At 41.7% G+C, this 21,566-nt stretch carries 14 protein-coding genes; 2 read left to right on the forward strand and 12 right to left on the reverse strand.

Translation table 11 applies throughout. From position 1 onward, the window contains the following. Window positions 1-295: 295 nt before the first annotated feature. The 11 genes from smc to tnpA all read right to left on the reverse strand — a co-directional run bounded on the left by smc (window position 296) and on the right by tnpA (window position 15,522). A complete protein-coding gene (smc, locus tag BSR19_RS06440; protein WP_156246823.1) occupies window positions 296-3,829 on the reverse strand; it encodes a chromosome segregation protein SMC in 3,534 nt (1,177 codons plus the stop codon). Between the two features lie 2 nt (window positions 3,830-3,831). Beyond that, complete coding sequence (rnc, locus tag BSR19_RS06445; protein ID WP_004182345.1) at window positions 3,832-4,521, reverse strand: ribonuclease III; 690 nt, start codon at window positions 4,519-4,521, stop codon at window positions 3,832-3,834. A gap of 161 nt (window positions 4,522-4,682) precedes the next feature. Then, window positions 4,683-5,618, reverse strand: a complete 936-nt coding sequence (gene dapA, locus BSR19_RS06450; protein ID WP_013990425.1) for a 4-hydroxy-tetrahydrodipicolinate synthase — start codon at window positions 5,616-5,618, stop codon at window positions 4,683-4,685. A gap of 383 nt (window positions 5,619-6,001) precedes the next feature. After that, window positions 6,002-7,078, reverse strand: coding sequence for an aspartate-semialdehyde dehydrogenase (locus BSR19_RS06455; RefSeq protein ID WP_003096845.1), 1,077 nt, complete (start codon window positions 7,076-7,078; stop codon window positions 6,002-6,004). Between the two features lie 320 nt (window positions 7,079-7,398). Next, complete coding sequence (locus BSR19_RS06460; protein WP_156246824.1) at window positions 7,399-8,274, reverse strand: LisH domain-containing protein; 876 nt, start codon at window positions 8,272-8,274, stop codon at window positions 7,399-7,401. A gap of 73 nt (window positions 8,275-8,347) precedes the next feature. Continuing rightward, complete coding sequence (gene cls / locus BSR19_RS06465; RefSeq protein ID WP_156246825.1) at window positions 8,348-9,922, reverse strand: cardiolipin synthase; 1,575 nt, start codon at window positions 9,920-9,922, stop codon at window positions 8,348-8,350. Between the two features lie 133 nt (window positions 9,923-10,055). Beyond that, on the reverse strand, window positions 10,056-10,568 hold the full coding sequence (locus BSR19_RS06470) for a GNAT family N-acetyltransferase (protein ID WP_156246826.1): 513 nt from the start codon (window positions 10,566-10,568) through the stop codon (window positions 10,056-10,058). Between the two features lie 89 nt (window positions 10,569-10,657). Beyond that, the gene (cls, locus tag BSR19_RS06475; RefSeq protein ID WP_186295072.1) at window positions 10,658-12,208 is read right to left on the reverse strand and encodes a cardiolipin synthase; all 1,551 of its coding nucleotides are present in this window, start codon (window positions 12,206-12,208) and stop codon (window positions 10,658-10,660) included. A gap of 88 nt (window positions 12,209-12,296) precedes the next feature. Further along, a complete protein-coding gene (gene uvrC / locus BSR19_RS06480) occupies window positions 12,297-14,084 on the reverse strand; it encodes an excinuclease ABC subunit UvrC (protein ID WP_145517448.1) in 1,788 nt (595 codons plus the stop codon). Between the two features lie 59 nt (window positions 14,085-14,143). Then, a complete protein-coding gene (locus BSR19_RS06485; RefSeq protein ID WP_156246827.1) occupies window positions 14,144-14,839 on the reverse strand; it encodes a YjjG family noncanonical pyrimidine nucleotidase in 696 nt (231 codons plus the stop codon). 209 nt (window positions 14,840-15,048) lie between these two features. After that, window positions 15,049-15,522 (reverse strand): IS200/IS605 family transposase, encoded by a 474-nt coding sequence (gene tnpA / locus BSR19_RS06490; RefSeq protein ID WP_002891962.1) that lies wholly within the window; start codon window positions 15,520-15,522, stop codon window positions 15,049-15,051. A 333-nt stretch (window positions 15,523-15,855) separates the two neighbouring features. Between tnpA and sdaAB the strand changes: the two genes are divergently transcribed. Together sdaAB and sdaAA are read left to right on the forward strand one after the other, a co-directional pair. Then, entirely contained in the window at window positions 15,856-16,527 is a 672-nt protein-coding gene (gene sdaAB / locus BSR19_RS06495; RefSeq protein ID WP_070838935.1) for an L-serine ammonia-lyase, iron-sulfur-dependent subunit beta, read from the forward strand. A 12-nt stretch (window positions 16,528-16,539) separates the two neighbouring features. After that, window positions 16,540-17,409 (forward strand): L-serine ammonia-lyase, iron-sulfur-dependent, subunit alpha, encoded by an 870-nt coding sequence (gene sdaAA / locus BSR19_RS06500; protein WP_156246828.1) that lies wholly within the window; start codon window positions 16,540-16,542, stop codon window positions 17,407-17,409. Window positions 17,410-17,492: 83 nt separating this feature from the next. On the opposite strand, the gene BSR19_RS06505 is transcribed toward sdaAA, so the two are convergent. Continuing rightward, window positions 17,493-21,401, reverse strand: a complete 3,909-nt coding sequence (locus BSR19_RS06505) for a GH32 C-terminal domain-containing protein (protein ID WP_156246829.1) — start codon at window positions 21,399-21,401, stop codon at window positions 17,493-17,495. Window positions 21,402-21,566: the final 165 nt, after the last annotated feature.

Here is a 21,566-nt window from a genome sequence, read left to right on the forward strand (position 1 = left end):
CCAGAAAATCGTATCTTAACACATACACTATAACTAACTTCAAAAAACACCATATCCCCATATGACATTTCCTTAAATATTGTAACATGTCAGTGTGAAATGACAAGTCGTCCTCTTTCTCATAAACCCTAGAATCCTAATCATAGCCTTTGTTATCCCATTTTACGCAATCGATTGCGTAATTTTGAAAGCGCAGACTTTATTTTTTTCTGAAAGTCTTTGCAAATTTTTTGAGACTATGAAAAAAGATAGTGATAAAGCTATCAACTATCTTTCATGAAAATATAATCTATTTTTAGTCTAAATCAAGGTCTTTCAGTTTGACTGAAACGATTTTCGAGACACCTGACTCCTGCATGGTTACTCCATAAATAGAGTCTGCTGCAGACATGGTTCCCTTACGGTGGGTAACTACGATAAATTGACTTGACTTGTCAAAACGATTAAGGTAGTCACCGAAGCGTTTAACATTGGCTTCATCCAAAGCCGCTTCTACTTCGTCTAGGATAACAAATGGAATAGTCTTAACACGAATGATGGCAAAGAGAAGGGCCAAAGCTGACAAGGCTTTCTCGCCACCTGACATAAGGTTAAGTGATTGAATTTTCTTACCTGGTGGCTGAACTGAAATTTCTACTCCAGCCTCTAGGAGATTGTCTGAGGTCAAAATCAAGTCAGCTGAACCTCCACCGAACATCTGCGTAAAGGTTTGTTTAAAGCTTTCTCGGATAGCCTCAAAGGTTGCTTTAAAGCGTGATTTCACTTCATCATCCATGTCATTAATGGTATTCAGAAGGAGACTCTTGGCTTCGAGCAAATCATCCTTTTGGCCGTTCAAGAAATCTAGACGTTGCTTAACCTCTTCAAATTGGGCAATAGCATCCACATTGACTGGCCCCAAAGCTTTAATCGAACGCTCAAGACCTTGCAGATTCTGGCGAGTTTGTTCGACATTGTCAAGAGGGCTAGCCTGACCTTTGGCTGCTTCAAGCGTCATCTGGTAATCTTCAGCCAACTGAGTCGCAAACTTACGAAGTGATTGACTAATCTGACTTTCACGTTCTTCCAAGCGAGTCTGTTGACGAATCAAATCCTCGTTACGATTGCCAGCTTTTGCCAAACGCTCCTCCAAATCCTCCAACTGACCTTCGTAATCTTGCACCTGAATCTTGGCACGGACAAGAGCTTGTTCCAAATCGTCTTTACGTTGAACAGCCTCTTTATGCTGTGCTTGCAGATGGGGAAGGCGGTCAGTTTGGTCTTCATCAACCTGGTTGTTAAGGAGTGCCTTAAGACTATCCGATTCTTGCATTAACTCAGATAAGTCAGCTTGAAGACGATTGCTCTCTGTCTTCGCAAAACGCAATTCTGCCTGCAAGTCACGTTCCTTCAACTGAAGTTCAGATTGCTTGTCTAGGAGCACCTGTTTTTGTTGACCAAGAGCATCTTTATCTTCCTTAATTGCCTCAATACGGTCGTTAATGGCCTCACGCTTGGATGCAATTTGTGCTAACTCAGCTTTAAGTTGCTCAGCCTTATCTTGCAGATTTGCACCTTCAGATCCCTGAGAATCCTGTTTGAAACTATCTACTAAGGCTTGATTTTTCTCTACATCTGACAAGGCTTGTTGATGTTCTAAGCCTAGTTTTTGCTCTTGCAGACGAGCATTCTCACCATCTACCTTAAGATCTTCTAGCGCTTTCTGTAGAGCCTTACGTTTAACCTTAAGGGCTTCAACTTTGGCTTCACTATCACTTAATTGAGCCTTAATCTGGTTAATTTCAGCAGTCAATGCATCTAGTTCAGGCTTGATAAAGAGACTATTATTTTGTTTGTTGGTACCACCAGCAAAGGCACCACCTGGACGAATCTCAGAGCCATCAAGAGTAACCATACGCACTTGGAAACGAACCGCTCGAGCCGCCTTATTGGCATTGTCAATGGTATCAAAGATTGCCGTAACCCCAAGGAGGTTTTGGAAAATATTAGATAAGCGGTCCTCATAAGTAACCAAATCGGAAGCCATACCTATAAAACCTGGTGCATTGGCAAGACTTTGAGCAAATTGTCCATTAAGTTCACGTGGCTTAATAGTGGTCAAAGGCAAGAAGGTCGCACGTCCCTGACGATTTCGTTTCAAGTAGTCAATCGAACGCTTAGCAGCCGCTTCGTCCTCAACAATAATGTTTTGCCCGCTAGCTCCCATAGCAATCTCAAGAGCCGTCTGATAACGCGTGTCAAAGGTTAAGTGTTCACTGACTGCGCCAATAATTCCCTGAATGGATTGGGCATTTTGAAGGACAGCCTTCACCCCTGCATAGAAATTAGAATGATTTTTCTGGATAGATTCTAGACTTTGACGACGTGCATCTTTACTTTTAAGATAATCCATGAGGTCAAACATCTGCTTTTGAGCCTCTTGGTAGTCCTTATCAAGAGCTTGATAAGTCTGAGCCTTTTCTTTGTAGCTAGCTAGGAGGTTTTGAAGACTCTCTTGGGCTGCTTGATAAGCTTTTTGGGCTTCGCTGGCCACTTCCTGAGCGGAGAGCAAATCAGCTTGAGCTTGTTTATATTCTTCAGCTTGTGCCTCAAGCGCTTGAGTCTGACTGTCCATGTCGTGGGTGACCTGGGTCAAACTGTTGGAAATCTTGGCTTCCTCCTGCATCAGACCAACATAATCCTCACGTAAACGTTCAATAAGTGTATCTGGATCATCAGAAAATTGCTCCAGATCTTTTTGAATGGCAGTCAGCTCCTGAGCAATAGTATCCAATTCAGCATTCAATTCAACTTGGCCTTGGTTAACCTTATCAAGCGAAGCTTGTGCTTCTGTTTTCAGACTCTCTAGCTCACTGAGACGAGCTTCTGTTTCTTCTTTTTTCTCTGAACGCTGCTGACTTTCCATGGTATAAAGATCAATTTGACGCTCAAAGTCACTAATAAGTCGTGTGACATCCACTAAGGTTTGTTGGTCAGAAGAAATTTGTTCTGAAATTTGATGACGTTTTTGCTTGAGTTCTTGGTTCTCCGTCTCTAAACGATGACGTTCTTCATAGTAGCTGGTTAATTTGTCCTTGACCTCTGCCAAAACTTCTTGCGTTTGGGTCAAGTCAGATTTGCCAACTTCAATATCATGGACCAAAAGATTAAGCTGTGTCTGTCTACGCTCTTCATCTAATTCCAAGTAACGTTTGGCTGTGACTGCTTGTTTTTCAAGGGGTTTAACCTGACCATCTAGCTCGTAGATGATATCTTCCAAACGATCAAGATTATCTTGGGTTTGATTAAGCTTGCTTTCCGTTTCTTTCTTACGTGTTTTATATTTGAGAACACCTGCGGCTTCTTCGAAAATAGCACGGCGCTCTTCAGGCTTGGCATTAAAAATAGCCTCAACACGACCTTGAGAAATAATGGAAAAAGAATCACGGCCGAGACCTGTATCCATGAAGAGGTCATGAATATCACGTAGACGAACCTTACGACCATCAATCAAGTAATCATTGTCACCGTTTCGATAAATATGTCGCTCCACACGAATTGTTTCACCAGCACCCGCGATAAAGCCATCACTGTTATCAAGTGTGACCGCTACTTCCGCATAGTTGAGAGCCTTACGAACCTCTGTTCCTGCAAAAATAACGTCAGGCATCTTGCCCCCACGCAAGCTCTTGGCAGATGATTCACCCAGTGCCCAGCGCAGACTCTCTGTAATATTTGATTTTCCCGATCCATTTGGACCTACAACGGCTGTTACTCCCTTGTCAAAGATGACTTGCGTCTTATCCGCAAAGGATTTAAAGCCCTGCATTTCAATCGATTTCAAATACATGCTTAATTTCCTAGTTGTTCAAGGGCAGCCTTTGCCGCTGCCTGTTCAGCTAATTTCTTAGATTTTCCAAGACCTGTGCTGAGTTCCTTACCATCAACAGCTACCTGCATAGTAAATTCTTTGGCATGAGCTGGTCCAGACTCGTCGATAACAGTATAAGTAATATCAACCGTACCATTGACCTGAAGACGCTCTTGCAAGGCTGTCTTATAGTCCGTGACGCGGTCAAAGTTCCCCTTTTCAACCTGAGGAATCATGACCTGATTCAAGAATTTCTCAACAGCAGGCAAGCCTTGATCCAGATAAAGGGCACCGAGGAAGGCCTCCCAGAGGTCACCTAGGATAGTGGCACGTTCACGTCCACCGGATTTTTCTTCTCCTTTACCAAGACGAATATACTGCTCGAATCCGCAAGCCTTTGTAAAACCTGCCAAACTTTCTTCACGAACGATAGTACTACGCATCTTAGACATTTCCCCCTCTGGCTTGTTAGGGTAGCGATTGTAAAGATAAACGGAAATGACTAATTGCAGAGCCGCGTCTCCTAAAAATTCCAAACGTTCATTATGTGAAATGTTTAGGAGGCGGTGCTCATTGGCATATGAGGTATGGGTAAATGCTGTTTCTAAGAGGTCTTTTTGGCTAAAAACAATACCAAAATCCTGTTCAAGTTTTTGTTCAAGTTGATTCATGAAACTTCCTTTCTTTTTAAGCACACTAATTATAATTATATCAAAAAAAGCTGATTTTCATGATAGAAAACTGCTTTTAGAACCTAATCTTCTGATTTTGTGAGATTTAACCTATTCAACTAAAAAAGCTGAGCAATCTGAATCTGCTCAACTTCATTTTCTTAATAATCTGGACGAACGACACCTGTAACTGTCTCACGTGTTGCTTCGACATCTTCTTCAAGGACGACCTTGATGATACGTTTAGCTTCTTCTGAAGTACATGCAACCAATGGCAAACGAAGTGGTCCAACTTCGAAACCAAGATGGTTGAGAACAGCCTTGACAGGTGCAGGACTTGGTACTGAGAAGAGAGCGTTAACTTTAGGAATAAATTTACGTTGGATAGCTGCTGCTGTCTTGAGGTCACTATTTTCAATAGCTTCAAGCATGGCGTGCATCTCATCACCATTTGTATGAGAGGCTACTGAGATAACACCGTTAGCTCCAAGGTTCATAGCGTGGAAGGCATCCCCATCTTCACCGGTATAAACCAAGAAATCTTCTGGTTTATGTTCGATAAGGTAGGCCATATTAGCAAGGCTGGTACATTCTTTAACCCCGATAATATTTGGATGTTCAGCCAAACGAAGCATGGTATCAGGAGCCATTTCAACAACCACACGACCAGGGATGTTGTAGATGATAATTGGCAAATCAGAAGCATCCGCAATAGCTTTGAAGTGTTGGTACATACCTTCTTGTGATGGCTTGTTGTAGTAAGGCACGATAGCAAGACCAGCTGCAAAACCACCAAATTTGGCAACTTCTTTGGCAAACTCGATAGAGTCTCGTGTATCGTTGGTACCGACACCAGCAATTAATGGCACACGTCCATTAACGATTTTCTGAACAGCCGCAAAGAGTTCCAACTCCTCATCGTGAGTAAGTGTTGGACTTTCAGCTGTTGTCCCCGCCAAAAGAAGAGCTTCTGTATGGTGAGCCAAAAGATGCTCAATCAATTCTGGAAGCGCATCGTAATTGATAGAGCCATCTTCGTGGAAAGGTGTAATAAGGGCTGTGATCAGTTTGACATCTCTTAATTGATCAATTGACATAATATTCTCCTTCAACCGTTTTCTAATCCTTTCCATTTTACCATAATTTTGACCAGACAGACAGATAAGTTAACAATTTTCTGAAAACGGGAGGACTGACTGTTTCAATATGATAGTCAAAACACAAAAAAACAGAGAGAGGTCTCTCTGCTTTATAGGATTCAGCTTGAATTTAGTATTCAAATACAATACTAAATCCTTACTGATTCCTGAATCATAACGCAGTGTTTTATTGGAACTAGTCATGTCTGCAACATTCGTACTTCCTAATTAACTGTGCGGGAGGAGTATAAAAGTCCGGTGGACTTTTATAGCCTGAGCCTTAAATTATAAAAGTGAAGGAGAAATCAAACTCTTCGAGTTACTGATTTCTGTTTTGTTCCCTATTTCAATTCAAATTTTAATTCTGAAGTTGGGCGAACCAAACCACGTTCGTGAAGTGTTTCTGCGATTTGGACTGAGTTCCAAGCGGCACCTTTAAGGAGGTTATCTGAAACAACCCACATGTGGATACCTTTTTCAGCATCCAAATCTTTACGGATACGTCCAACGAATGTATCACGTGAACCTACAGCGTTAACAGCTTGTGGGTAGACTTGGTTAGCAACATCGTCTTCAAGAACTGCACCAGGGAATTCTGCAATAGCAGCTTTCACTTCGTCAATTGGTGCCACTTCTTTTGTTTCAATATAGACTGACTCTGAGTGAGCTGACAAAACTGGAATACGTACACATGTTGCTGATACAGCAATGCTGTCGTCTTCCATGATTTTCTTAGTTTCGTTTGTCATCTTCATTTCTTCGTAAGTATAGTCATTTTCAGTGAAGACGTCGATTTGAGCCAAGGCGTTGAAGGCGATTGGGAAGTGTTTCTTATCACCACCACATGGCAAGATTTCAGCTTTAACATCACGTGGGTTAACGCCGTCATTCAAAACTTCTTTCAACTCACGTTGTGTTTCAAGGATTGCTCCCATACCAGCACCTGATACAGCTTGGTAAGTTGACACGATGATACGGTCCAAGCCCCATTTTTGACGAACCGGCTCAAGGGCAACCATCATTTGGATAGTTGAACAGTTAGGACAAGCGATAATACCGTTGTGAGCATCGAGTGCATGTGCATTGACCTCAGGTACAACCAATGGCACATCTGGATTTTGACGGAAGTAAGATGTGTTATCAACGACTACTGCACCGGCTTTAACAGCGTATGGTGCATATTTAGCAGAGGTAGATCCACCAGCTGAGAAAAGTGCAATGTCTACACCTTCAAATGCGTCTTCAGTCGTTTCTTCGATGGTCACGTCTTGACCTTTAAACTGCAAGACTTTCCCTGCAGAACGTGCAGACGCAAGGTAGCGAATTTTATCGATTGGAAGTGTTGATTCTTCCAACATTTTGATCATTTGAGCACCGACGGCACCTGTAGCACCGACAACAGCAACTGTGTATCCCATAGTTAAACCTCTTTCGGAATTTTCTATCAATTTAGTTTAGTGAATCTATTATACTACGTTTAAGTCCAGTTGAAAAGGGTAAAAAAGCCAAGAATAAAGAAAAATCCCCTACCAAACGGCAAGGGATAAGAGGCATCTTTCGATGAGAGTAGCAGGTTCACACAACTACTCAAGGTCCGCTCCTGCGTTACAATCTAATGTAGACCTCCTCAGCGCAAAAGGCTCAAAAGAGCCAATCGACTCATCGCATACTCCTATTCTAGCATAATAGACCACAGAGTCAAGTCATGAATACCATGGAAATATCTTAGCCATTGCTCTTACTTTCCATCATCATGACCATCTTTATAACCACGTAGGTATTCTGTTTTTTCTGAAGTTGTTGTGAATTTGCCAAAAAGAGTTGACTCCTTTGAGTATGAATCATAATTATCAATGCCTTTGTCGGCATCCGCAAAGCCATCCTGATAGCCCTTGGTATAAGCGTTATTATTCACTTTTGAATGGTATGAATTCCCATAGCGATGATAAGAACGTCTGCTCATATACATCCAGAACCAGGGATTACGGATGACATCTTGTCTGTAATAACGGTCACGGGTTTGATAATCGTTATTATTGTCAAAAATACTTTTGGACTGTTCATCTGAAAAATCATCATTTTGTTTGGAATACTTTTTGAGTGTCTCATCGTCACTAACTTTTGCACCTGATTGAAAGTTAGAACGTTCAGAGTCGTTTAGCTCAGGAGATGACATCTTAGGCTTTGTGTATTCTGAATTTGTATCCGATTTTGACTTGCTAGAGCTATTACCAGAAGAGGAAGGGCTCTGACTGCTACTTGATTTGGTACTAGAGTCAACATATGAATCCGAACTATGCGAGCTACTAGAACCATAAGTTTTACTAGATCCATTGTAACTGTCATGATCACTACTTGACTTGTAACTCTTACTAGACCCACTATCAGATTTATACCCTTTTCCTGAATTGCCATCAGAATGATGTCCTTTGCTTGAGCCAAAACCAGATTTTGATCCACTTCTGCTACCTCTACTTGAAGAACGCGAACCACTACGTCTGCTTCGTAGAGCAATGATGTTTTCAGAAGTTTCTTGAGCTTTAATTTCTTGTGCTGTTGTCAAAATTAGTCCTGAAACTAAGGTCACCCCTAAGAGAGTCATTGCTTTTTTCATTAAAAAATCCCCTTTTTCATCTAATGGTCTTATTATACCATAGAACAAAAAACGGGGAAATTTATAAAGAAGATTACATCAAAGGTCCAATCAGAGAAAAGAGATAGCCACCTAGACGATGAGCCATAGGTATTTTAGACAAACTTTCCAGAGTGACTTCCTCTGAGAGTGCTTGGGTTTTCTCAAAATCCTCAGCAATTTTGAGCACTTCCAGATTTTTATAGAGATAAATCCCATCTTCAAAATTTTGATAGAGACTTCGGTAGTCTGTGTTAATAGTACCTACAACAGCTTGTTTGTCATCAGAAACATAAACTTTAGCATGGACAAAACCTGGCGTATAGCGGAAAATACGGACGCCAGCATCCAACAAGACTTTAAAGTAAGTAGTAGCAATGTCAAAGGCATACTGTTTATCAGGAATTCCTGGCATAATGATACGAACGTCCACACCTCGTCTGGCTGCAAATGTCATAGCCCTTACGAGTTCATCGTCCAAAATCAGATAAGGGGTCATGATATGGACGTAATCAGTTGACGTATTTAGCAGATGTAAATAAACATTTTCTGCAACCTTGTGATAGGTCAGCGGCGAATTACCGTATGGGAGAACAAAGCCTTGACTCTCTTTTTTTTGAGGCTTTTCTTGTAAATAGCGGTCCATATCAGCTGGATTATCAACTCCAGTCACTGACCACATGGTCAAAAAGAGAGCCTTGAGAGTTTGCACAGCTGAGCCGTCTAATCGAATCGCAGTATCCTTCCAATGACCAAAACGCTCTCGTTTATTGACATACTCATCAGCAATATTAACGCCACCGGTATAACCCACTTGACCATCAATTACTGTAATTTTTCGATGGTCTCTGTAATTGTAGTAAGTTGAGAGAATTGGCTTAATTGGTGAGAAGGTCTGAGCTTTAATACCAATCTTGTGTAACCTCTCGATATAATCGTAGGACAAGGTGGTCATCTCATTCATCCCATCAAACATAACACGGACATCCAGTCCCGCCTTAGCCTTCTCCTCCAAGATGGTTAATATCTCACCCCACATGATACCTTCATCAATGATGAAATACTCCATGAAGATGTACTGTTCAGCCTTTTTCAAATCCTCTAACAAAGCCGGAAGCATGTCATCTCCAAGAGGAAAATAGGTAACATTAGTGTTTCTGTAGGTGGAAAACTGAGCCGGACTCTGCTCCAGAAAATAAGCTAAACGCTGTAGTTGACGATCACCTTGAGATAAATAATCAGCTACTTCTGGATCGGTGCTTAAATAATTAGAAGCTTGCACTGTAGCATCCTCAAGTCGTTTCTTCAACCGTCTTACACCCAAATCAGCAAGTGAAAAGTAAAGCAAGGCTGTCCCAAAAATTGGGAAAAGAGCAATGATAATCAGCCAGGATAGTTTGGAACGGGAGTCCATGGAACGATTGAGTAAATAAAAGAAGGTAAAGACACTCAATAAGTGTTCCCATAAAACAATTGATGGGAAATGCTTTTGGAGGCTGACATAAGAATAGATTAGGAAGGTAAGTTCAAGACAGAAAAAAAGGAAAATGGGTACCTTGCGATTAAGCAGGATTTTTGCCCATTTAGAAGGTTTCTGAGGCAATAGTCTAGCACTTGTTTCTTGGGACATATAGGCTCCTTTAGTATAAAGAATTGGCTCACAGTTCAGAGCTCTTTCTACGATTTGTCAAATATTAGTATCATTCTAGCATAGGCAGATTATATAGTAAATTTGTCAACTTTGACCAGATATTTCTAGCCTTCTACCGTATTTTTCTGACAGGTCCATCCAAGCTCTTTTGCATCCAGACAATATCGTGCCATCGATCAAACTTGTAACCCACTTTTGGAAAATGAGCCACTTGGACATAACCGCGTTTTTCATGCATGGCAATGCTAGCCTCATTCGGCACAGCGATACATGCTAAGAATCGCAGAAAACCTCGTTTTTTCAATTCTTCTTCAAGGGCATCGTAAAGCTGACTTCCCAGACCTCGACCACGCGCATCTTCATGCAGATAGATAGACAATTCTGTCGTCCAATCATAGGCTGTGCGAGCATAGTAGGTTGAGGCATAAGCATAGCCGAGAACTTGTCCATCCTCTTCTGCTACTAGATAGGGGTATTTTTCAATCGTATTGCTGATGCGTTTTTCAAACTCTTGAACACTGGGAACCTCATATTCAAAAGTAATGGGTGTCTTTTCAACATAGGGGGCATAGATGGCCTGAATAGCTTGTGCATCAGCCAAGTTGGCTGGACGAATGGTTAACATCATTTTCTCCTTCGACTTCATTATCTTTATTATCTTTATTTTAAACTATAAAAAAAGAGGGCTCAACCCTCTTCTTACAGAAATTGACATTACATCAATGGCGCAACTAGTTTGGTCAATAATCCTAAAGCCTTTTGATGGAACGGCAGATTTTCAATCTCGGCGACACTAACTCGATGACACTTGGCTTTGGTCGCTTGGAAATCTTCCTCGATAGCAAGAACCGAAGAAGTCCTATAGAGATAAGTCGCACACTCAAAATGATGATATAGACTTCGGTAATCTAAATTAATCGTTCCTACAACAGCCCTACTATTGTCACTCACAAAAATCTTGGCGTGAACAAAACCGGGTGTGTACTCATAGATTTTAACACCAGATGCTAAAAGTGTTGGGTAGTAGGTCTTAGCTAGGTAGTAAGCTGACTTTTTATCAGGAATGCCAGGCATGATAATACTGACATCTACCCCACGCTCAGCCGCAAACTTCAAAGCATGTAGTAACTCGCCATCTAAAATAAGATAGGGCGTCATGATATGAACAAAATCACGCGCATGATTAAGAATATCAATATAAACATTCTCACCAACCTTATCCTTATCCAGTGGGATATCCCCGTAAGGAACAACAAAACCAGGAGTATCAAAGGTCTCATGCTCAATCATATATGGTGTCACATCCAGTGTTTCATGTGAGTAGGTCCACATCTGAAGAAAGAGGACTAAAAAAGTATCAACGGCTAGCCCCTCCACCATGAGTGCAGTGTCTTTCCAATGACCGAAACGCTCAATCTTGTTAATGTACTCGTCAGCTAAATTAACTCCGCCTGTGAAAGCAACCTTACCATCTATCAACAAGATTTTTCTATGGTCACGGTAATTATAATAGGTAGACAAGAAAGGCGTCACTGACGCAAAAACGCGAGACTGAATGCCTATATTTCGCAAACGTTTCTTATAGTCGAAACTTAAGGTTGAAAATTCATTCATACCGTCATACAGGACTCGAACTTCCACCCCTTCTTGAACCTTCTGTTTCAAGATCGCTAGGATTTCACCCCACATTTCACCTTCACCAATGATGAAATATTCCAAGAAAATGTACTTCTCTGCTTTAAGGAGCTGTTTCTTCATTTCCTCAAACTTGGCTTCACCACTTGGAAAATAGGTCGTCTTCGTGTGACGATAAACTGGAAAAGAACCATTCACATTTTCAAGATATTGAACCAAGTTGTAGTTGCTCGTGTGTCGTTTCTTAAGCTCTTCAAGAGCCTGATTATCTTGTTTCAGAATACCAGAACTACGGTCAATATTGCTCTGAATAGCACGCTTCATCCCTGTGTAACCTATATCAAGTTTCGTATAAGCCAAGAGTAAGGTTCCGATAATAGGAAAAGGCAATACAATCAGGAGCCAAGTATTGACGGCTGTTGATTCCATATCACTTTGGAAAAGATAAATAATGGCCAGAATACGAAGGACCACTTCTGTTACCTGAAGATGGACCCTGTATTGGTGCAACCATAAGTATGACATGGCCACAACAACAAGCTGCAATAAGATGATTAAGAAGATAATCGTAGCACGACTAAAGATTCCACGAAGAAAGCCGCGACGACTCTTATCATAAAGACGCTCAATTTTAGCTTCGTTTTTGATAGCAGGACTCCTTTCCCTTTATAATTAATCTTATTATAACAAAAAAATGGCTTAATTAATTTAAGTTTCTTTAATTGTTATCTTCGCCTAACTTATCCAATAGGGCCTGTGCTACTTTTTCAGGAATGCCAAGAGCTTGAATGTCTTCGACACTGGCTTTTTGGATAGCTGTCATAGACTTAAAGTGTTTTAGGAGTTTTTGTTTGCGCTTAGGTCCTAACCCCTCCACGCCATCAAGTTTGGAACTGAAACTATTCTTACTACGGACTTGTCGATGGAAGGTGATAGCAAAGCGGTGTACTTCATCCTGAATACGGTGAAGAAGGAAAAATTCCTCGGATTGACGTGGTAAATCAATGACTTGCAAAGGATCTCCAAAAAGCAATTCATTGGTTTGGTGCTTGTCATTTTTCTGAAGGCCCGCAACTGGGATAGATAGATTAAGCTCATTACGAAGTACGTCCTTGGCGACATTGACTTGACCTTGACCACCATCCATGATAATAAGATCCGGTGGCGTTAAACCATCGCGTTTGACACGACTATAGCGACGACGAATAACCTCACGCATACTGGCATAATCGTCAGGACCTTCAACAGTCTTGATTTTATATTTGCGGTACTCTTTTTTATTAGGTTTACCATTTTCAAAGACAACCATGGCAGAGACAGGGCTAGTTCCCATGATGTTAGAGTTATCAAAAGACTCGATACGGACTGGTGTCGGAATCCCCATGAGCTTGCCTAGATTTTCAATGGCTCCTTGGGTCTTGGCTAGATCTTTTTCAAGAAGATCAAATTTTTGAGTCAGACTGACACGGGCATTTTTCGCCGCCAGATTAACCAACTGCTTTTTCTCACCTCTTTGCGGTTTGAAAACCTTGACCTCATCTCCGACCAGAGCTTCGACAGACTCTTGATCAATGTCTCCAGGAATAAAAATTTCCCTAGGCTTGAGATGACGACTATCCAGATAAAATTGACCCATATAGGTTAGAAAATCCTCCTCGGCGTCATTATAATAAGGGAACATATTGACATCACGCTGGATGAGTTTCCCTTGGCGGACAAAGAAAACCTGAACACACATCCAGCCCTTGTCCACATAGTAACCGAAAATATCACGGTCCTGCATGTCTTGACGGATAACCCTTTGTTTGGTCCTGAGCGTCGACACCGCCTCAATAAGATCTCGATACTCCGCCGCACGCTCAAACTCCATCTGATCAGACATGTCCTTCATCTTGGACTTGAGCTGGTTAACGATTTTATCATCATGACCGTTTAGGAAATTCTTGACATCCTCAACCAAACCTTGCCAATAATCCTCAGTGGTGTGACAGATGGTGTGGGCATTACATTGACCAATATGGTAATAAAAACAGACCTTGTTGGCAGGATTTTTACATTTCTTAAAGGGGAAAATACGGTCCAAAAGCTTCTTGATTTCATTGGCTGCACCAGAGTCTGGGTAAGGGCCGAAATAAAGACCACCATCCTTTTTGACCTGGCGAGTAATCAAGAGCCTTGGATAGAGCTCCTTAGTAATCTTGATAAATGGGTAAGATTTGTCATCCTTGAGGCGAATGTTAAATTTGGGCATATTCTCTTGGATGAGGTTAATTTCCAAAAGCAGAGCCTCAATATTAGACTCGGTAACGATAAATTCAAAGTCTGCAATCTCAGATACCAAAAGCTCCGTCTTGGTATCATGGCTTCCACGAAAATAGCTACGCACACGATTTTTTAGATTTTTAGCCTTACCGACATAAATAATATTGCCGAATTTGTCCTTGTGGAGATAACACCCTGGGTTGTTTGGGAGCAATTCCAACTTATGTTTAATCAGATCATTCATGCTTTCATTGTAGCAAAAAAAGAGCTGAAAAGCTCTTCGGAATTATGGCTATCATAGCTTTACTTGGACAAAATCATCAGGATTTCCTCATAACTTTTGACTTGATAGGTTGGAACAGCTGGAGTCTCATTGATTAGGTTACTTGGATTGAACCAGACACTATCAATACCCGCATTATTACCACCCTGGATATCAGCAGTTAGACTATCACCAATCATGAGAGCTGAGCTTGGATGAAAATCATGGATCTGATTGGCAATTTTATCAAAAAAGTCTGTAGACGGTTTGTGGGCACCCACCTCATCAGAGATGAAAACATCGTCGAAGAAAGGTAAAATACTCGAAGCCTGCAGGCGGCCACGTTGGATATAGCTAACACCGTTAGTTGCTGCATAAATCTTGTGGCCACGGTCTTTAACGTTTGATAAGAAAGCATGGGCCTGAGGCAACTCCTGCCCCTGCTGACTCAAAAAATGTTGGTAGCGCCCAGCAAAGTGACTACCATCTACTTCTTTTCCAAAGTGCTCAAAGAGACGTGAAAAGCGCGTGCGAAGCAATTCAGGTTTTGTAATCAAACCATGGTTGAGGTCCTCCCACATGGAACGGTTCATGGGAATATAGTGGTCCTTGTAAACTTTAAGATCTTGTGAAGCCACACCAGCCTCTTCAAGCAAGTAGTTTAAAGCCAAATCTTCAGCACGGTCAAAATCTAGGAGGGTATGGTCAAGATCGAAAAGTAAATGGGTATAGGTCATGGCGTATCCTTTCTGATACTTGAATCTTTAGGCTCTATTTTACCACAATCTAGCTATATATGAATAAATAGTCAAAACCACCCGTGAGAACGGGTGGCTTGCTCTTCGGCTGAAAGCCTCTGCTACCGGCCGAGGCCTAAAGGCCTACCGAATGGTTTCCCTTCAGCACCACCTTTGCTAGCTAACCCGTCTAGCGGGTCTCTTTAAGATTACTTTCTCTTATTCTTCTCACCTGTAAACGGATCATACTCCTCAAATAGACTTAGCTGATCTGCTATCACGTCTTCTTGTAATTGATTACGAATATATTCTTCAATTCGCTTCTGATTTCGTCCAACCGTATCAACATAAAACCCTCGACACCAAAATTTGCGATTCCCATATTTATACTTTAAATTAGCGTGTCGATCAAATATCATTAAGCTACTTTTGCCCTTTAAATATCCCATAAATGAGGAAATACTTAGTTTCGGTGGTATACTCACCAACATGTGAATATGATCTGGGCAAGCTTCTGCTTCATGAATTTCAACACCTTTTCTTTCGCATAATAATCGTAAGATTTGACCAATACTTGCTTTGTATTTCCCATAAATTATCTGACGTCGATATTTGGGTGCGAACACAATATGATACTTACAATTCCATGTAGTATGTGCTAAACTATTATTATCCTGTCTCATCAGGGGTCCTCCTTTTGTATATTAGTTAGTGGTCGGGAAACCTTATCTAATATAACACTTTAGGGGGACTTTTTTGATACATCGCTAAAAGCTTTTCGGAACCACTAGCACAGCTAGTGGTTTTCGTAAAACAAAAAAAGACGACCCGCAGGTCGTCCTCTCTGATTTATGAAAAATAAGTATTGCTTACTTAATAGACCAACATTATATCCATTAAAGCTTAAAGAAACCTTAAAATAGGATATTTTTCAAAAAATACAATTTTACTTAAAACCCTAATATCACTAATTCATGGTATACTGAAAATACAAGATTAATCAGACGAGGCGTGCTATGAAAAATTTAAAATTTCAATCCGTTTTTGACATCATCGGCCCTGTCATGGTAGGACCTTCCTCAAGCCATACTGCAGGAGCTGTTCGTATCGGAAAAATTGTCTCTGCCATTTTTAGTGAAACACCGACTGAGGTGGAATTTCAACTTTTTAATTCCTTTGCCAAGACCTATCGAGGTCACGGGACTGATGTAGCTCTAGTAGCTGGTATTTTAGGCATGGAGACTGACGACCCTGACATTCCGCACGCACTGGACATTGCATACGAAAAAGGCATCAAGGTCTATTGGAAAATCAACAAAGATAGTAATGCACCGCATCCCAACACCACTCGTATTACACTAAAAAATGCTACAAAAACTATCTCTGCCACTGGTGTTTCCATCGGTGGGGGGAATATCCAAGTGACTGAGCTCAATGGTTTTGCGGTCAACCTCAAAATGAATACACCTACACTTATCATTGTTCACCAAGATGTTCCAGGAATGATTGCTCTTGTGACTGATATTTTATCTCGTTATGGTATCAATATCGCTCAGATGACTGTCACTCGAGAAAATGCTGGTGAGAAGGCTATTATGATTATCGAAATTGACTCTCACCAGTGTGATGAGGCCGTCAATGAAATCGCTAGAATTCCTCATCTACATAATGTCAACTTTTTCAGCTAAGAGGGGGATTGCATGTTTTACACTATTGAAGAATTAGTTCAACAAGCTGACCGTGATTATCAAGGCAACATTGCTGAGCTCATGATTGCTACAGAGACAGAGCTAACTGGACGGAAACGTCCTGAAATCCTAGCTCTCATGACTCGAAATCTTGAAGTGATGAAAGAGTCTGTTCAGGCTGGTTTGTCCCCAGAGAAATCACCGACAGGCTTAACCGGTGGTGATGCTGCCAAATTAGACGCCTACATCAAAAAAGGAAAGACCCTGGCTGACTCTGCTGTCTTAGGGGCTGCTCGCAATGCCATGGCAGTTAACGAATCTAATGCCAAGATGGGCTTGGTTTGTGCCACACCAACGGCTGGTTCAGCAGGTTGTTTGCCCGCTGTTCTTACAACTGCTATCGAAAAACTGGGCTTAACCGAATCACAACAATTGGATTTTCTCTTTACTGCTGGTGCATTTGGCTTAGTCATCGCAAATAATGCCTCGATATCTGGTGCCGAGGGAGGCTGCCAAGCTGAAGTCGGTTCCGCCTCTGCTATGGCTGCTGCCGCTATTACAATGGCTGCTGGTGGAACACCTTTCCAAGCCAGCCAGGCCATCTGCTTTGTGCTTAAGAATATGTTGGGACTCATTTGCGACCCTGTAGCCGGATTGGTTGAGGTCCCATGTGTCAAACGTAATGCTATGGGGGCAAGCTTTGCCCTAGTAGCTGCTGACATGGCCTTGGCAGGCATCACATCAGCCATTCCAGTCGACCAGGTCGTTGATGCTATGTATCAGGTTGGTTCAGCTATGCCAACTGCCTTCCGTGAAACTGCTGAAGGTGGCTTAGCAGCAACTCCGAAAGGAAAAGCACTCGCAAAAGAAATTTTTGGATAATTTTTAGTAGAAACAAAAAAACTTAGAAGCACTCATACTTCTAAGTTTTTTTCTTCTTACATAGCCTTTTCAACGTTTTGATTTTAGCTGAATAGCCATTTTGTCAAAAAGTGCCATGTTTCTTTGGCAATACTTGCAAGAAAAGTTGAGAGACTAAATGCGTTGAATTTTTTGAGAAGGTTCTCAACTAGTGGAGTGACAGTCTTAGGTGTTTCCACTGGAGCCTTACTTTCTTCTTGCTTACTAGTATTATCCTGAGATGGATCTGGCACTGTGTTTGTACTGTCGTGACCATTATTTTGTCCTGTCGGTTCAGGCTCTGGAGCAAGCTCAGGCTGATGCTCAGGTTCATCTGTTTTATTTTCTGGATTTGGCTCTGGACTAGGTTCTAGCTGAGGATCAGGTTTAATTGGTTCGTCAGTAGTGTCACTGCTTGTGTTTGTCATTTTTTCAGTAACGAAGAAGTTTTGGAATTCTACTGAGCCATCCCAAAGACCAACACCTACATGGGCTTGATTGAAGTAATTATCCACAGCATCAAATTGATGATGAAGCACTTCCTTGCCATCGACATAGACTGTCATGGTGTCCTTGCCCTTTTCAACCTTGACGTGGTGGTACTGGCCGTCATTGATAGCCTTATCCAAGTGAGCTTCAGCGATGGTTTCACCACCAAAACGGAAGAGACGAACAGTATCGTTATCAGAAAATTGGACAGAGTAGGCACGACCTGGTTCTTCACGTTCCGCAGCTACAAAGAGGTTGACCAAGCCATGTTGGTATTTGACATCGATATCATAGTCAAATTGCTTGAAGCCATTACTTTCATAGGCCATGAAGAAGTCATTGGCACTAACATTGCTATCGTAAAGGGTATCGTCATCAATATACCAATCACCAGTGACAGCTTTCAAGCCTTTAAGGTTGGTCGCAAAATTATTGAGCGTAATGTCAATATTAAAGGTCTTGGTCAATGATGGGTTTTCAACTGAAGTTGCTGTGACAGTGAGATGACCCTTGTGAAGGGCTTTGAGAGAAAGTTTATTGTCATGTTCAGTATAGGACACCAAACTTGGATCACTTACTGTCCATGTCACATCCTGCTCTTCAGAAGCTGGTGCGAGGTAAACTTGCAAATCCTTACTTTGACCAACTTCAAGAGCCAAATGACCTGCAACTGTGGTGTTCATGGCAACAGCCTTAGTGACTTCCTTCTTGTCAGTCCAAGTACTCTTAATTGGGTAGATAGCAATATTTGCTTTGGCTGGACCACCTTCAACCAAGACACTCGCTCCAACGGCTCTTGGGCTTGGGAAAATCTGATTAGCACCAGCTACCGTATTGCCCTTAGCAAAGACTTCCACACTCGCACGGTCCACATAAAGATGCAAATCAATAGAACCATCTTCATTGCGAGTCACTTGTTGACTATTAACCTTAGCAAAGGCATCTGAAAGGATAGTACCAGATTGGCTACGATCAATAGACAAAGTTTCCTTAGTTAAATCGTAAACGACTTTTGTAGCTTGACCATCACCAACGCGAAGGTTAAAGCCAACTGCTGTCGTGTCCTTACCTGGTATAAAGTGAGAAACCACTTCATAAGTATCACCCGTGAAATCTTTAAGCAATTCATTGTCAGAAGCTACTGTGACATTTTCAAAATACTGGGCATTTTCTGTGTCACGAAGGCTTTCGTAGGCCTTAACAGGGGTTTGGGTTAAAAGGTAACGGTCGCCTGATTTAACCAAACCAAGGTCAAGGTTAAGGTTAAAGGTACCATTAAATTTTTGACCTACAGTATCTGCAACCAGATTGCAATAATCTTCCCAGGTGTTCATCCAGTTGATTTCAGTCAATTGTGGGATGTTTGGATGGTCAGCTGTTCCAAAATCATGAACATAATAAGTCATGGCAGCATAGGAATCCTTACCAAAATTCATGGTTTCGTCATGGTCTTGGTAAACCTCATCAGCTACAAAGGCCCACTTGCCATCCACTTGTTTAAAATCACCAACCTTGTAAGAACGACCGCCACGTGAGAGGACCCACTTGAGTGCGCCATCATTGGCTACAATCGGATAAAGGTCAGGACATTCCGTATGCAAATCCTTGTAGGTTGTTTCCACTTGCCAGTTCTTCAAGTCTTGTGAAGAATAAATGCGGAGTGGACCACCAGCAAGGACCATAAACCATTGGTTATCCCAGCGAAAGACCTTCGGATCACGGAAATCTTGGTTTTGAAGTGGGTCCTGAGACCAGTCAGCAACCACCTTGTCATATTTTTGCCAAGTTCTACCCTCGTCCTCACTGTAGGCAATTTCAATCCGTTGCCCATTACCATTTGAAGTGATAATAGCTACCAGGCCACCTTCCGGAGATTTGAAGAGACCTGAGCTATTGGTACTATCAACCACGACAGAGCCTGAGAACATGTGACCTGTTGCATCTGGATAAAAAGCAATTGGCTCTTCATCCCAATGAAGCAAGTCTCGGCTGGTCGCATGAGCCCAGTGCATTGGACCCCATTTGGTATCATCGTAAAATTGATAGAAGAGATGGTAACGTCCCTTGTAGAAGACCAAGCCATTAGGGTCATTAGCCCAGCCATCCTTAACAGAATAATGATACTGATCACGGTAAAGCTCGTTGTAATACACATCATCGCTCTGTCTGCGATGGATATTGACGCGGTAGGTCAAGGTCACAGGACGGCCAAGCGAATCGGTCACACTACTTTCAATAGTAAAGTAATTAGCACCGACAGCCACTGGCAATTGAGAAATATCTGTGTAAACATTTCCTTTGGCATCTTCAACCTTAATGACAGCATTTGAATTATGCTTAGTGATGTCAAAGCCTACTGTCTCAACATTGTGTCCCACATATTGAATATGAAGTGGTTCTTCGGAGAAGAATTGGGCTTGTTTTTCAACGGAACCTGTCTTTGAAGTCACTACGAGATTGTCAATCAAAGGAAGACTCTCATCGTCAAGATTGACATAACGGGTATTTTTGAAAATAACATTGGCATTCCAATTAAGAAGTCCAAAATAACCTTCTGGAAGAACTTGAGGTTGGCCTTTGTCACTTTTTTGAAGAACAGAATCGCCTGTACTTGCGACAAGCACATCATTGACATAATAAGATAGCCACTGATTAGCCGCAACCACTTTAAGATTGTAGGTTTCATCTGCAGTTGGTGTCACATCTTTTTCATCTACAAGTTGAATATCCTGATTATTGACCCAACGCCAAAACTTAACCTTATGGTTCCCAGAGTCCACATTGACCCCGTACATATTTTTGTCACTACTATCATTGTTACCACGGAAAATGAGGGCAGCTGCACCACCAGCTTCCTTGAAGATCACATCCGTAGAATAAACAAAATTTTTACCTTCAGATTGAGAATAAAGGAAAGAATCTCCCCTATCTTTGGCTTCTGAATGAATGCCGTCAGCCTTCATTTCCCAGTGACCATTTTGATCTGCGGTCATTCCTTCAAGATTGGTAACTGCTTCATTATTAGGCAAATCCGTTTTATCTTCTGTCACATGAACAGGACTTGTACTATTGGTTACAACCGGCGTGTCTTGACTGGTCTGATTCAAATCAGCTTCTTTCGTTTGATTAGGCACTTTTTCAGCCTCACTAGCCTGTGTTTGGACTTCTTTTGGCTGATTAGGACTAGGCTGAGTGAGATTCTCTTGAGCTGTTATAGCAGATTCGGAAACAAGAGACGGGCTAGGCTCTATCACTTGGGGGACTTCTTTGGTCGTGCTTGAAGCAAGCTCCACTTGAGGGGCAACTTGATGATTAGTCTGAGCTACCACTTCTTGAGCTGTGGGGCTCACAGTTGCCTGTTCCACTTGGTCCGCATAGACAGGACCAGCCAGGGCCAAGCCTGCAAAACTTACCAAGGCACAGCCATAGACCCATGTCTTCCCACTTTTACGTATAAACCAATTTTTACAAACAGTATCATTCATGACTCTTCTCCTTCTTTAGAGCAACATTAAATGTTATCTCAGTTTTCATGAAAATTCAAAGTCAATACATTTGCCTTTATTAATAAGCCTATCAAAGTTTCCGGAAATATCTTTAGGATTTACATTAAAACGGTAAACGCTTACTTTTAATATCATTATATCACT

The sequence above is a fragment of the Streptococcus salivarius genome (assembly GCF_009738225.1).
Lineage (GTDB): Bacteria > Bacillota > Bacilli > Lactobacillales > Streptococcaceae > Streptococcus.